Origin of the sequence: Bacillus sp. Marseille-Q1617, from assembly GCF_903645295.1 — a bacterium.
Lineage (GTDB): Bacteria > Bacillota > Bacilli > Bacillales > Bacillaceae_B > Rossellomorea.
This window is the reverse complement of record NZ_CAHJXM010000002.1, coordinates 1,020,715-1,035,774: the sequence shown is the minus strand read 5'-3', so window position 1 is coordinate 1,035,774 and position 15,060 is coordinate 1,020,715. Positions and strand designations below refer to the sequence as shown.

Below are 15,060 nucleotides of genomic sequence, written 5' to 3'. Positions count from 1 at the left end.
TTAGACATCCTCCTTTATGTAATTGAATAAAACTTCCTCTATTATTGTACCAAACTTTCGAGGTTCTTCCACATGAATTGCATGACCTGTGTCGAAAAAAGTAATAACTTCAACTTCAGGAATATGCTTCTCCATCTCTTTGGCAATCGCAGCAAACTTATGGTCAAGCTCTCCTATCATCAAAACCACCGGAAAGGAAAGCTCATGCAGCCTATCCCACCAGGATGGCTGCGCCCCGGTCCCCATTCCCTTCAAGCTGTTCGAAAGTCCGACAGGGGATTGCTGAAGCCGCTGTACGCGGATCGTCTCTTGAACCTCACCAGGCAACCTTTTCTGAGTGGAGAACAAGGGGATCTCTTCCCAGAAATTCACGAAATACTCCATTCCTTCTTGCATGATCTTATCCGCAAGAGCAAGATCTCTCTCCCGTCTCTCTTTCTGAGCCTCTTCCGTTTTCAAGCCGGGGGAAGCACTTTCAAGTATAAGCACACTGACGTATTCCGGGTAGAGATTAGAAAAGTGAAGAGCAAGCCTTCCTCCCATTGAGTAACCGATAAAGGCTGCTCTCTTTATATCCAGCTGATTCAATATGTTACTGATATCCCTTGAGACTGCGTCCATTGAATACCTCTCTGCATCTAAAGGGCATTCACTTTTCCCGTGGCCAATGATATCGATGGTAATACATTGATGTGTTTTCCCAATCCGGCTGGTTATGTCATCCCACGTACGGCTATCACCGGTGAATCCATGAAGGAATACAAGCGGGAATCCTTCTCCCTTAACATCTACAAAATAATCGATCTCATTCACCCGGAGAATCATGGGGCATTCCCCTTCAACTTTGCCACTATTTCCTGGGAAACAAAATTCCACAATTTACGATGAATTGCTACATTTTCTTCACGGTTTGTCAGGACTTCAATGATCTTGATTCCTTTATGCTGCTCAGCATTTTTAAGAGCTTCACCAAACTCCCCCTCTTCTTTCACCAGTGAAAAATGCGCGCCGTAAAAGGCTGCCGCTGAAGAAAAGTCAAGGTCCATCGGGGTGCCGAATAATTCCTCGAAGTAGGTGCCGTCACTTGCCTGCGGCAGGAAGGAAAAGATTCCTCCCCCGTTGTTATTCATCACCACAATAGTGATATCCAACCCATATTTCTTTGCGACAAGAAGACCGTTCAGATCATGGAAAAAAGCAAGGTCCCCGATCAGGAGATACAAAGGGGTATTTCCCGTGCTCATCCCGAGGGCAGTCGAAACGACACCATCGATACCATTGGCTCCGCGATTGGCATGTACGGAAATCTCGCGGTCACTATTGAAGAAGAACGTATCTATATCACGTATCGGCATCGAGTTGCTGGCAAAAACCGCTGCCCCGTCCGGCAGCTGTTCAATCAATTGTTTGACAGCTTTCCCCTCATTCCAAGGCTGACGGCCTGTCTGAAGGATATGTCTCGAAAGATCATTTACCGATTTCCACTCATGCAGCCAACCGGCATCCTTGGTTCCAGCACCGGTCTTCAGGTCCATACAGAACAATCTTTCATCACAATAAATGAATTCAGTAGCTTTGGCGATCGGGTCCTGCCATTCCTCTCCGCTGCTGACAACCCAATATGGAACATCAGGCAGCCCCTTTAAGAAAAGGGTCAGAGGTTTTGAGACTGGCATGGCTCCGAAGCGAATAATCAAATCCGGGAGCAGATCATCGCTTACCTCTTTCGTTTTCAGAAAAGCATCATACGTTTCGATTACATTTTCCTTGGAATGTACTCCGCTCCTAACTCCCGAGAGAGGATCTGCGACGACTGGAAACCCGTAATGTTCGGCAAACTCCATAATCGACTCGATTGCAGACGCAGGCAGTCCAGGACCGCAAATAATCAGTCCCTTTTGTTTTTCCTTAAGAAGAGGAAGCAAGTCATTGCGCGTTTCAGGAGATAATCCCCGGACACCGCCGATTACACGCTTCTCTCTGCGACTGCCTTTAGTAAACTCTGCTTCATCTAAGTCAGGGATCAATGGTTCCCTGATAGGGAAGTTGAAATGGATCGGACCTGACGGAGCTGAGAGTGACAGGCTCACTCCTCTTGCAGCGGATGATTTTGCATATTTCAAGATGCCAGGCGAAGATTCCGGCAGGGCCATATCTACACTCCACTTCACGTGTTTCCCGTAAAGGTCCAGCTGGTTGATCGCCTGAGGAGCTCCGACTTCACGCAGCTCATGCGGCCGGTCGGCTGTCAGCACAATCAGCGGGACCTTAGCGTAACGCGCTTCAATCACGGCCGGATAATAATTGGCTGCTGCCGTTCCAGACGTACAAAGAATCGCAACAGGCTTCTTCTTAGCCTTTGCGATCCCGAGTCCAAAGAAAGCAGCAGAACGTTCATCTACGTTGATATACGTCTTCACGCCTGGGTGATGCGCGAATAATAACGCCAAAGGAGTAGAACGGGATCCCGGACTGATGACCACCTCGTCTACTCCATTTCCGACTAATTCATCGATAAATGCTGCTAAATAACTTGTCAAGCGCTGTTGATGTTCATCCATGGATGGTTCCCCCTAATGCCCTGAGCATCGGTCGAAATTTCATTTGTGTTTCTTTGAATTCACTTTCAGGATCTGAGTCCGCTACAATTCCACAGCCAGCATATAAATATGATCCCTCTTCATGAAGGAGACCCGAGCGGATCGCTACAGCAAACTCCCCGTTACCGTATGCATCCATCCATCCTACAGGCCCCGCATATAACCCTCTGTCCATCTTCTCTTCCTGACGGATGACAGAAAGTGCCTTGTCTCTCGGGACACCGCCCAATGCAGGTGTGGGATGAAGTTTTTCAATCATATTGAGCAGGGAAGTCTGCTCGGCAGACCGTCCGACAACAGGGGTATATAGATGCTGAATATCTTTCATCTTCATTAAACCCGGCTTTTCCGGCAGGGAAAGTTCATTACAGAACGGCTCAAGTGCCTGTTGAATGGTCTCGACAACCAAGTGATGCTCATACCGATTCTTCTCATCATTCAGAAGCTCTTCACCAAGCTTCTCATCCTCCTCGAGCGTGCGTCCCCTTGCAATGGAGCCGGCTAAACAAGTGGACAGCACTTCTTCGCCGGTCTTTTTGACCAGTCGCTCAGGAGTAGCCCCTATAAAGCAGCTCTTGTTCTGTTCGAAACTGAATATGAAGCTGTCAGGCTGCTGCTTCCAAAGGTTGTCCAGCACAAAGTCAGAAGTGATCGGGGCATCAAAGGTAACTTGGCATTTACGTGCAAGAACCACCTTCTCCATCCCGCCTTCCTTAAGTTCTTCCACGACATTCTGAACGGACTTCTTCCACTCTTCAGGATTGTAATCCTCAACAACGTTCACGGCTGATTCTTCAGGAACGGAAGGGTACTTGGACTTCCTGATGATTTCGTCTTTAAAACGGATCATCTCATTTAACGGCTCTTCGTCATCCCCCGGACTGCATAACATATTCAACGTCAGATAATCCGCTTCCTTTGATTTTGTCAGCATGAAGGATGGAACCTGAAGAGTACCGTTCTCAAAGTCTTCCCATTCCGAGCCTCTTTGATTAAGCGGATCGAATCGGAAGCCCCCGAATAACAGTGGTCCCGTACCGATCCAATTCTCAGGAGAAAGAATGACACCCTCGTCGATAAAGCGCTTCCACTCTTTCTCAACCGCAAAGAATTGATCTCTCTCATCTTGTGTAGAGATTGTGTATGCAGAACCCAGCCCTGCGAGTGTAATCGTATGATCCCTGTCCTTCCATAAAAAACGCGTTCCCTTAAATAATGAGTTCCCCTCATTATAAAAGGAAAGCGGGTCGACAGAGTCGATTTTCTCCACGATGCTGAAAAGGACGGGGTGTTGATATTGTTTAGCCTTTTCCATGGCTGTATCATATGCTTTTTCAATATTGGTTTTATGGATGGTAACCAACCTGAATTCCCCCAAACAATCACGTACATGATTCAAAACTTATTATAAGATACACCTCACTGTAAGGTGTGTCAACGATGTGAATGACAATCAAACAATTTTATCCTTATTATATATAATAAACCCTTTTTCCGTATTTGAGAAACCTAAAGGGTTGTAAAAGTGCTCAAATAATGGAAAACACTAATTTTGCTTCAGGATAGAAGCTCACTTGTTAAAGGTATAAATAGGAAAGCATCGTACTGAAAAAAAGATTGACACTCCCCGCTCCATTACCTACACTTTAATCTGTAAAGGAATTGTAATGTTTTCAGAAAAGTTCCTTGAATGTAAGGGAGAGAGATGAATGGCACATGGAATGACAAATACAATAGAAGCAGATAAAGGGTGGAAGATCTGGTGGCAGCTCACTAGACCCCATACCTTGACAGCCGCATTCGTTCCGGTACTGCTCGGGACTGTACTTGCTCTTCAATATACAGACATTCAATTTTCATTATTTTTAGCGATGCTTGCGGCATCTTTGCTTATTCAGGCCGCTACGAATATGTTCAATGAATACTACGACTATAAACGCGGCCTCGATACGGAACACTCCGTCGGAATCGGCGGCGCGATTGTCCGCAATGGGGTAAAGCCTTCAACGGTCATGAATATTGCCTTTTCGTTTTACGGGATTGCCTTGCTTTTAGGATTCTATATCGTCGCGAACAGCACATGGTGGCTGGCAGTGATAGGACTTTTATGCATGGCAGCCGGATACTTCTACACAGGGGGACCGATGCCGATAGCCTACACCCCGTTAGGTGAAATTGTAGCAGGATTGTTTATGGGCTTGATCATCATCCTGATCTCCTTCTATATCCAAACCGAGACAATCACTGCTGAGAGCATTCTGATTTCCGTTCCGGTATCGATTCTGGTCGGACTGATATTACTTGCAAATAATATTCGCGACCTGGATGGAGACAAAGAAAACGGTCGTAAAACCATCGCAATCTTACTAGGCAAAAAAGGAGCTATCATCCTTCTCGGCAGCATGTTTTTCTTAACGTACGCATGGGTTGCAGGATTAGTATTATTCGGAGACATGTCTCCTTGGATTTTCGTTTCTTATCTTAGTATCCCAAAAGCGGTGAAAGCTACGAAAAGCTTTATTGGAAAATCACAGCCGCTTGAAATGATGCCGGCAATGAAAGCAACGGCTCAAACTAATACCATTTTTGGATTTTTGCTGTCGATTGGATTGCTGCTTGCTTATTTCATTTAATAATGGTTCAGTTTAGAAAACCGGGTGGATTGATGCCCGGTTTTTTATTTTGTTCTTGGTGTTCGGATTAGAGTTAAAGAACATTCGACAAGTGGAACAATTATTGGGATTCCGGAACAATTATGAGGATTTTGGCACAATAATTCCGAAAGCAGCACAATTATCAGGATTCCGGCACATTAAATCCAAAAGTGGCACAATTATCAATTCAGCCTGCATTTAAAATCGATTTACCCAAAAGTTCCAAGCCCATAATCTCAAAATTGAAGGCAAATGAAAAGAATACATATAAATGAGTACCAAATCACCTAAAAAAAAGAAAAATCCGGTAACAATCCACCTAATAACTTTCGCTCACAAAATAATACAGGTCTTCCCTTCACTTTGAGCACCTTCATCACAGAGTGCTCTTTTTTATGTTTTAATCGGACTACTTTCGGATAAAGTATGATTAGACCATTAAAAATTGATCCGGCTTTCACTAAGCCGGACGTTAAAATGAAGGATGTGAGAAGATTGCTTACGAATAGTCAGCAAGAAACACTGAAGAAAGAACTGCTTCAACAACAGTCTCAATTAAATGAGCATCTGCATCGGGATCTTGACAGTCTTCATCATACAAACGAACGCGATAATTCAGGAGAGTTGTCTCTTTACGATAACCACCCTGCCGACATGGGTACAGAGCTTTATGAACGCGAAAAAGATTTCGCGATTGATGATCATTCAAAAATCGAATTAAACAAGATAGATCAGGCACTCAAGGCTATTGAAGATGGGACGTACGGCAAGTGTAAAGAGTGCGGCACGGAGATTCCTTATGAACGCCTTGAAGTGATTCCGACAACGCTCTATTGTAAAGATCACTCGCCTGAGCAGTCCAAAGCAGGAGACCGGCCGGTGGAAGAGGACGTACTGCAGCCGCCGATCGATAATGAATTCAGGCACCGCACGGACGGCAATGTACGGGATGACGAAGACAGCTTCCAAGAGGTTGCCCGCTACGGTACGTCTGAAACGCCATCAGATTTCGAAGGCGAGTACGAAGATTACTCTGAACTGTACCAGGGAGATGACTCCTCTGAAGGATTCACTGAGGATTACGAAAGCTTCGCAGCAACGGATATCGACGGCTCAACCCGCAAGACCTATCCGTCCAAGAAGCATGAAGAGTACGAAGAAATGCTCGATGAAAATGATTTGGAATCCCCGATCGGAGATATTCCATATAAAGATGGGGACGGTTATGTTTCTAAAAAGAAAAAGGACTAAATAAAATCCCAAGGCTCTAGAGCCTTGGGATTTTATTAGGTTATCTTCGAAATGTTCTTAAATCGTGATCAATTCTTTCCACTCCTATTGTCTTCTCCCTTCTAAAATTCACTCTTTATTACCTTTCAGGTTATATTCAACGCGGTCCAAACTCATCACGGCTTCTCTTTCAATTTCTCCTAATCGTTTTTCATACATTTTCTTTCTTTTCCTCAATAAAATTAATAATCCAAAGATGATCAACAATAGTAAGATGATGGCCGCTGCCAGCCATGTAGTGATATTCATTCGAAAATTCTCCTAGTTGTTTGGGTCTTTTGTCAATGAATTCATCAACCACCGAGCAAACAAGATTTCGCTTGAATCAGTGATGCCTTTGATCATTTTCATACAGTTCTTCCACCTTTACAGGTGCGTAGCCTCTTCCCTCAATCCACTCTACATAAACCCTGTAATTATCTGTCTGGGCTTTATTCGTCACGGTAGCCGTGACTCGATTTACCCCTTTACCTTCCACCCACCAAAGAATCATATCGTTTGTTGATAAGTCAGCGCCCTTGGCTATTGCGGCTTTCATTTCTTCCCAATCCAGGGACCCCTCTTCGAACGTCACCTTTGTATGAGTTGTTTGATTCGTAGGTATAGGCATCCAGTCATTATTGATGACTCTTTTTACATTCGGCTGCTCGCCGGTTTCCTTTGAGTTTTTGTCTGTCTCTTCTTCATCAGGACCATGATCGGCTGTTTGAGAAGACCTTTCCGTTTCAGGGTCTTTTATCTCAGTCTCTTGCTCAGTTCTGAATCGTTCCTTTTTATGAACAGATGACTTTTGATTATCAGGTTTCTTATTATCAGCATCTTCCTTTTTGCTTGAACGACTTTGATCTGCCTCTGTACTATTGGGTATCAGTTCTAAATGTTCTTTCAGCGTGAGTGAAATAGAGTTGAGGTTCTTTTTATCCGGCATATAATAATAAGTCCCTTTAAATGTTTTATCTTTACCTTCTATCTTGTGAGCTTCAATGGTTTCTCTTGCACTCTTATAATTGGCTTGAATATTCCACATTTCGAGTGGGTTCATATTCGTTTTAACGTTATGTTGAAGAACATTGATAATATCACGGAATTTCGTGACGGAAGCAATACTCTCCCCTTTCTGCATCAAAGCTTCAATAACTTGACGCTGACGCTTCTGACGCCCAAAGTCACCCCTTGGATCCTTCTTTCTCATGCGGGCATAAATCAATGCTTCTTTACCATCCAGTTTAATCTCGCCTTTTGGAAAGTGTACATGTTTATCCGTAAACTCCAGGTCATTGTTCACTTCCACTCCCCCATATGCATTGACAATGCCTTCAAACCCTTTCATATTTACTTCGATGAAATAATCAACAGGGACATCAAGGAGGGTTTCGACAGACTGAATCGTCATCCCGGGCCCTCCGACTTGATAGGAACTGTTTATTTTATCTAATCCACCATTAATCCTTATGTGCGTATCCCTGGGTATGCTGACCATATGGATCGAGTTGGAGTGAGGATTGATTGTCATCAGGACCATCGTATCGGCTCTCCCGCTCTCTTCACCCGGACGGGAGTCGACCCCCATCAAAAGGATTGAAAGGGGATCACCATCGGCCAGGCTGATATCATCCGAGCGTTCTTTGTATTTTCCGTTCTGTTCAAAATCTTCGTTCATGCTTGCTCCTGTTGAAGTCACAAACTGGAAGGTCAGACTCACTACCCCCAGAATAAAAACCGTTGTAGAGGTTAACGTGATCAGAAGTAATTTTTTACCCATTTCCTTCCCTCCTTCATGTTCAGCTTTTCACCATGAGTTCAACCTATGCTGCAGGTTTCGTACCTTCTTCATTATATTTTCTTCCTGTCCTTGAAACCTTGTTCCACTTTTTATTGAAGAAGTACGAAATACTCCCATACATGACAAAATACATCGTGACAAATCGATAGATGAATATATCAAAAAGAATAGCTCCTGCTAACCGAAAACCATCCTTTAGGGAAAAGGAAAATCCATAACGCTTTCCTTGACGAATTGCTACTAGATCGTATATTACTCCAAACACGAAAATCCAAAACATATAAAAAAACAGATAGTTTAAATACGTATTCTGAGGATCGTAAATCATATTGACGATGACAATCCCTGTCATTATGTACGAAGCAACCGTCCCGACGAGAAACGCTTCAAAGATATAAAAAAATGAGACAGCCTTGGAAAATAAGGTTTTCCCAAAAAAGGAACTGAAGTGAATGACGCAATCTACGTACGCCTTTTGCCAGCGTAAACGCTGCTTTGTCAGATCTCCCCATGTTTCCGGCAGCTCGGTGTAACCCACTGCCTCCGAGATGAAACGAATACGCAACTTTTTATTTTTTGCTATCAGTTTGTGAATGCGCAGGGTGATATCGATGTCTTCCCCTATCGTATTACGGTAACCTCCGACATCTAGAAGGGCTTGTTTTCTAAAAATGCCAAAAGCACCTGAAATGACCGCCAATGCTTTAAAACGGACCAACGACAACTTTGAAATATAGAATGCTTTCAAGAAATCCAGCACTTGGACCCGCAGCAACATATTTGCATCCCTCAGCGACAAGCGTTTGGAAGAATCATTCGGCTTTGTTTGAAGAACATGGACCATTCCGCCGGCAGCAACAACATGATCGTCTTTAAATGTATCATTTACAGCATGTAACGCGCTCTCGTCCAAGATCGTGTCTGCATCCAAGGTGATGGTTATGTCATGATTCGAGTACTCAATACCAGCATTTAGAGCATCCGCTTTACCCCCATTCATCTTATCGACGACATAGAAGCGAGGGTAGAGCCTGGACCTATAAGTCCCCTTCACTTCTTCGTGAGTCAGGTTACCGCCCGGAGTCATTGAACAAGCCTCCAATTCAAGCAATCGGTCCAGGTAGCCCATTGTGTCATCTGTTGATCCGTCATTGATATAAATGACCTCCATTTCCGAATAAGGCAGGGAAGCCATACTTTTAACCGACGTTTCCACAATCCCTGTTTCGTTGTAGCATGGGATTAATATGCTCAAGCCTTGCTCCTCTTCATGCCCATGCTCGATCATCCACCGCTTAATTGCAGGATTCCGTGTAGACCTTTCGTCAGCCTCACGGAAAATGGGCAGGCAATGATATAAATGAAGCACTGGAAACGTAACACTAAGAATAAAAAACACGGTAATTAATATATCCAATACGTACACTCCTTTTTTCAACGAACGAAGGATTGATAGAACTAGAATGCAAGATTTCTTTGTGAATTAAAAATCAATTTTTTCCGATTGAATTATTCAGGGCTTGAATGCCCGATGGCATGGGAAAAAAATCAGGATAATAAGTAGCTATCACAGAAACCTCTCTTAAAAAGAAAAAAGTCCTCCATAAAAGGAGGACACAGCTACTATTCATTTAATAAAATCATACCATATGAAAAGAATGAACTAACACAGTCTATTTATTCAAAAATATGCCTGCCGGGACTGGTATAAACTATTTATATGACAGAATAGTTTTCCTGATTGCGTTTTCAAAGCGGGACCATTACATCGTTAGAATAAACCTATAAGTTTACTGTCTGCTCAACAAAAAACATTGCTCTTAAACTTCATTTCATTTTACCTCATCAAACTACCCTCAACGATCTTCCAAATCTCCCTCGAATATTCCTCGATCGTCCTATCACTCGAAAAATAGCCGGAATTCGCGATATTGTGCAAGCACATTCTCGACCATTCTTCCCTCTTGCCATAAGCTTTTCCTGCTTCTTCCTGAATGCGAACATAGGAATCGAAATCGCGCAGGACAAAAAATTGATCGTTCTCGCCTAAAAGGGAATCATAAATCGTTTCAAAGTGGTCATCCGCACCCGGCAGCGTGTCGTCAACAAGCTGATTCAGCACTTTCTTGATGCGGGGGTCGTGATGGAAATATTCCATCGCGTAATATCCGCCCTGCTTCTGATAATTCATGACTTCCTCTGCGGTCAAGCCGAAGATGAAGATATTGTCTTCCCCGACCTGCTCGAGGATTTCAATATTTGCACCATCGAGCGTCCCTAACGTAAGCGCACCATTCATCATGAATTTCATATTACCCGTACCCGATGCTTCCTTGCTTGCGGTTGAAATCTGCTGAGACAAATCAGCGGCAGGGATGATTTCCTCAGCCAGCGAAACCCGGTAATTTTCCAAGAAGACGACCTTTATCCGGCCTTTCACGACAGGGTGATCGTTAACAAGGTCCGCTACCGAATGAATAAGCTTAATGATTTTCTTTGCATAAAAATAGCCCGGGGAAGCCTTGGCCCCAAAAATGAATGTCCGCGGGTGGAAATCAAAATGCGGATCCTCCAGACAGCGGTTATAGAGATGCAGGATATGAAGCACATTCAACAGCTGCCGCTTATATGCATGCAGCCTTTTGACCTGAATATCAAAGATGGAATGGGGATCGACCTTCATTCCGTTATTTTCAAGAATTCGGCGCGCAAGCCTCTCCTTATTCATCTGCTTCACTTTATAAAGGTCCTGGAGGAAGGAAGCATCGCTCTTATACTTCTCAAGATCCTTAAGCTTTACAGGTTGATGGATCCAATCGTCCCCTATCGCCGAGGTGATCAGCTTCGATAAAGGAGGGTTACTGTTCATCAGCCATCTTCTGTGCGTGATTCCATTTGTTTTACTGTTAAATTTATCAGGATAATATTGATAAAATAAGTTCATTTCCCTTTGCTTCAGGATTTCTGTATGAATCTTCGCCACACCGTTGACGCTGAAGCTGCCCACAATGGCCAAGTGAGCCATCTTCACCTCTCCGTGTGAAATGATTGCCATGTCCTCGATCCGCTTCCACTCACCCGGGTATTCTTTCCATAACTCGCGGCAGAAGCGCTCGTTGATTTCATTAACAATCATAAAGATCCTCGGAAGCAGCGGCTGGAAAATACGGACAGGCCATTTCTCGAGCGCTTCAGAAAGTGTCGTATGATTGGTATACGCGAACGTCTTCGTGGTGATGTCCCATGCCTCTTCCCAGTCAAATTCGTATTCATCCAGCAGTACCCTCATGAGTTCAGGAATGGCAAGTACCGGGTGGGTATCATTGATATGAATCGACACATATTCGTGAAGATCCCTCAAATCTCCGTATCTGTAAATATACGAATCTATGATGGAACGAATGCTTGCTGAGACCAGGAAATACTGCTGTTTCAGTCGAAGGATCTTCCCTTCATCATGCGTGTCATCCGGGTACAGGAATTCAGTGATCGCTTCCGTTTCCCGCTTATATTTCATCAGGTCTTTTCCGGCTTTGTAAGCTGCAGGCTCCGCGCTCCAAAGACGCAGGGTATTGACCGTCGAGGTTTCATGTCCGACGACCGGCATATCATAAGGGACAGCAGAAACGAGTTCTGCATCCACATGGCGGAACTTCAGCACACCATTCTCCGTAGATGATTCGACCTTCCCCCAGAATGGAACCTCAACCGTCAAATCAGATTTTCTGACTTCCCATACGTGTCCATGCCGAAGCCACTGTTCCGGGAGCTCCATCTGGAAACCATTTACGATCTTCTGCTCGAACAGGCCATGTTTATAACGGATCCCATACCCATGCCCCGGTAAATTAAGAGAGGCTAAAGAATCCAGGAAACAGGCTGCCAGGCGCCCCAGTCCCCCATTCCCTAACCCCGCATCATGTTCGATTTCTTCAATGTCTGAAAGATCGATCCCGAGGTCCTTCAATCCCTGATCGACAACCTCATAGATCCCAAGGTTCATCAGGTTCTGCCTCAATAGCCGCCCAAGCAGGAATTCAATGGATAAATAATACACCTGCTTCTTTTTATTAAAACGATACTGCTCGTTCGTATGAATCCAGTTCATGCTGATGTATTCCCGGATCAAATGCCCCAATGCGAAGAATTGATCCTGAGAGGTGGACTCCGGAAATGTTTTTCCGTACATCATTTCAAGTTTCTTAAGGAACATCTCTTTAAATTCGTTGTGATCAGAAAACATGGCTTTCACTCCTCGATACAAGGTCAGCATATAATTGGTTGTATTTAAAGGCCGATTGAGCCCAACTGTAATCCTTATTCATGGCAGTTTGTACGATATGCTCCCATGTTTCCTTATCATTATGGTAGAAATCAAGCGCTCGTTTATACGTATGAAGCATGTCATGCGCATTAAAGTTTTTAAAGGAGAATCCGTTCCCTGACTTCGTATCCTCGTTATACGATTGAACCGTATCGTTCAACCCCCCCGTTTCCCTTACAAGCGGAAGGGCTCCGTACCGTAAAGCAATCAATTGACCGAGTCCGCATGGTTCAAATTTCGAAGGCATCAAGAAGAGGTCAGAAGCTGTGTAAATCTCTTTCGCCAATTCTTCATTAAATCCGATCGTAACCCTTACCTTATCCGGATATTGCGATTCCATCTCCCGGAAAAACTGTTCGAATTCCCAATCACCCGTCCCCAGTAAAACAAATTGAACGTCCTCCTGAAGCATTTCATGAAATACGCCCCTGACCAATTCGAGCCCTTTTTGGACCGTCAAGCGGGAAATGATCGAGACAACCGGGATATCTTCATTCACTTCCAGATTCAATTTCTCCTGCAGTTCCAGTTTCGTTCTGACTTTCCCTTCGAGGCTCCCGCTCCTGTAAGGGAATTGTGCTTCTTCCGGATTGTACACCTCATCATCGATACCATTCAGGATGCCTTGCAGCTGGTTATATCGCTGCCTTAAAATCCCATGGAGTTTTTCCCCGTAATAAGGAGTCAAAATTTCCTCTTTATACGTCGGACTGACAGTTGTGATATAGTCCGATGAAATCAACGCACCCTTCAAGAAATTGATATTGTCATAAAACTCTAGATACTCTGGGTGAAAATAACGCTCCGGCACACCAAGTAAATCCGTCATGACAGACTTAGGGAAAATTCCTTGAAACTGGAGATTATGGATGGTAAAGACACTCCGGATAAACGCGTACCCCGGTTTATCCTGATACTCTGTCCGTAATAAGAACGGCACCATTCCGGTATGCCAATCGTGGCAATGAATGACATCAGGATAAAAATCAAGGACCTCGATGGAATCCAGCACAGCTCTCGTAAAAAACGAAAAACGCTCGCCGTCATCGAAATAACCGTACATGCGATCACGATTGAAGTAATACTCATTATCAACGAAGTAATATGTAACCCCGTCGTGATGGAGCTCTTCGATCCCGCAATATTGATTTCTCCATCCGACGGAAACGAAAAACTCTTTTCTCTTTTTCATTTCCCCCTTGAATTCATGGGAAATCCCCCCGTACTTCGGGAGAATGACCCTGATATCCGTCCCCAGGCTTCGCAGCTCTTTCGGGAGGGCTCCGGCAACGTCCGCCAAGCCTCCTGATTTAATAAAAGGTACACATTCAGAAACAGTAAACAAGACTTTCACGAATTCATCAGCGCTCCTTGAACCATCCCTTTACGAATGACAATGGGATTATCGGGATCTCCTGTAAGCTTCACTCCGTCCTCGATTCTCACATCTTTATCCAGGATGACATTCTCTAGTACACAGTTATCTCCAATTTGACTCTTTTGCATAATGATACTGTTTGAAATAGTTGTATTTTTCCCTACCTTCACCGCTCTGAACATGGTTGAATTGTGTACTTTCCCTTCAATATAACACCCATTGGCGATGATGCTGTTTTTAACGCTGGCACCTGAAGTATAACGTGCAGGAGGCTCATCCTTTACTTTCGTGTAGACGGGCATTTCTTTTTTGAACAATTCCTTCCATGAAGAAACATTTAAAAGCTTCATACTGGTTTCATAATACTTTTCAATGCAATCGACGGTTTCCACGAACCCAATATGTTCATATCCGCATACTTTATAACCGCTGTCCAGATCTTCCACTACATCCTTCATGCATGTATAGCCGGTGTCTTCGCGAGTCTCGATCAGATCTCTCAACAGAGAGGTTTTCACCATATACATTTCGAGGGACTTTCCATTATGTCGGATCTCCGTGATATCGCATCCAATCATCGTGTGGCGCTCAAGAACCGGGCGATAATTGATATTGCATACCGTGAAGCAATTGCTGATCAGCGCATATTCCTGACGGCTGCGGTAGAAATAATCCAAGTGGTGTGCGAAATGATTGAAGGATCCCACTCCCTCATCCACTGCATCAAGTCCCGGGGCAGGGAAGAAGAACAGTCCGTCACGCTTGCGGTTCAGATCCCAGTTTTTCCCGGAACCGAGATGGTCCATTAACGAGCGATACTGAAACTTAGGGAAAATCGCAACAGAGCCTATATCGGAATTCACCATATTGGAAAGCACGAAATCAATCAACCGGTATCTTCCCCCAATCGGAAGGGCAGCCAATGACCGATGTAAGAGCAAATCCTCTAAAGATTTATAGTAACTAGTGGCATCAATAACTCCAAGCAATGAATTTTTCACGACAATTTCCTCCTCTTAAGTTGTACTTTA

Annotated in this window: 11 protein-coding genes; 2 read left to right on the top strand and 9 right to left on the bottom strand. The window is 44.2% G+C overall.

The features are described from left to right. Genes menH through HWX64_RS16555 form a run of 3 tightly spaced genes read right to left on the bottom strand, consistent with a single transcriptional unit; the run spans position 1 to position 3,963 of the window. Entirely contained in the window at positions 1–825 is an 825-nt protein-coding gene (menH, locus tag HWX64_RS16565) for a 2-succinyl-6-hydroxy-2,4-cyclohexadiene-1-carboxylate synthase (protein WP_175990592.1), read from the bottom strand. After that, on the bottom strand, positions 822–2,561 hold the full coding sequence (menD, locus tag HWX64_RS16560) for a 2-succinyl-5-enolpyruvyl-6-hydroxy-3-cyclohexene-1-carboxylic-acid synthase (RefSeq protein WP_175990591.1): 1,740 nt from the start codon (positions 2,559–2,561) through the stop codon (positions 822–824). The genes menH and menD overlap by 4 nt, the downstream gene beginning before the upstream one ends. Further along, a complete protein-coding gene (locus HWX64_RS16555) occupies positions 2,554–3,963 on the bottom strand; it encodes an isochorismate synthase MenF (RefSeq protein ID WP_254871178.1) in 1,410 nt (469 codons plus the stop codon). Before HWX64_RS16555 ends, menD begins: the two co-directional genes overlap by 8 nt. 346 nt (positions 3,964–4,309) lie before the next feature. Between HWX64_RS16555 and HWX64_RS16550 the strand changes: the two genes are divergently transcribed. Both HWX64_RS16550 and HWX64_RS16545 read left to right on the top strand, forming a co-directional pair. After that, positions 4,310–5,233, top strand: coding sequence for a 1,4-dihydroxy-2-naphthoate polyprenyltransferase (locus tag HWX64_RS16550; protein WP_175990590.1), 924 nt, complete (start codon positions 4,310–4,312; stop codon positions 5,231–5,233). Positions 5,234–5,740: 507 nt separating this feature from the next. Further along, on the top strand, positions 5,741–6,505 hold the full coding sequence (locus HWX64_RS16545) for a TraR/DksA C4-type zinc finger protein (RefSeq protein WP_368495597.1): 765 nt from the start codon (positions 5,741–5,743) through the stop codon (positions 6,503–6,505). 108 nt (positions 6,506–6,613) lie between these two features. Here HWX64_RS16545 and HWX64_RS16540 read toward each other — a convergent pair whose 3' ends face one another. The 6 genes from HWX64_RS16540 to HWX64_RS16515 all read right to left on the bottom strand — a co-directional run bounded on the left by HWX64_RS16540 (position 6,614) and on the right by HWX64_RS16515 (position 15,030). Then, positions 6,614–6,793 carry an LPXTG cell wall anchor domain-containing protein gene (locus tag HWX64_RS16540; protein ID WP_175990588.1) on the bottom strand — a complete coding sequence of 60 codons (180 nt, stop codon included), beginning with the start codon at positions 6,791–6,793 and terminating at the stop codon, positions 6,614–6,616. Positions 6,794–6,869: 76 nt separating this feature from the next. Next, on the bottom strand, positions 6,870–8,306 hold the full coding sequence (locus tag HWX64_RS16535; RefSeq protein WP_175990587.1) for a DUF1510 family protein: 1,437 nt from the start codon (positions 8,304–8,306) through the stop codon (positions 6,870–6,872). Positions 8,307–8,349: 43 nt separating this feature from the next. Next, positions 8,350–9,744, bottom strand: coding sequence for a glycosyltransferase family 2 protein (locus tag HWX64_RS16530; RefSeq protein WP_175990586.1), 1,395 nt, complete (start codon positions 9,742–9,744; stop codon positions 8,350–8,352). Between the two features lie 420 nt (positions 9,745–10,164). Next, positions 10,165–12,570, bottom strand: coding sequence for a glycogen/starch/alpha-glucan phosphorylase (locus HWX64_RS16525; RefSeq protein WP_175990585.1), 2,406 nt, complete (start codon positions 12,568–12,570; stop codon positions 10,165–10,167). Continuing rightward, positions 12,560–14,005 (bottom strand): glycogen synthase GlgA, encoded by a 1,446-nt coding sequence (glgA, locus tag HWX64_RS16520; RefSeq protein WP_175990584.1) that lies wholly within the window; start codon positions 14,003–14,005, stop codon positions 12,560–12,562. Before glgA ends, HWX64_RS16525 begins: the two co-directional genes overlap by 11 nt. After that, positions 14,002–15,030, bottom strand: a complete 1,029-nt coding sequence (locus HWX64_RS16515) for a sugar phosphate nucleotidyltransferase (RefSeq protein ID WP_175990583.1) — start codon at positions 15,028–15,030, stop codon at positions 14,002–14,004. The genes glgA and HWX64_RS16515 overlap by 4 nt, the downstream gene beginning before the upstream one ends. Positions 15,031–15,060 lie beyond the last annotated feature (30 nt).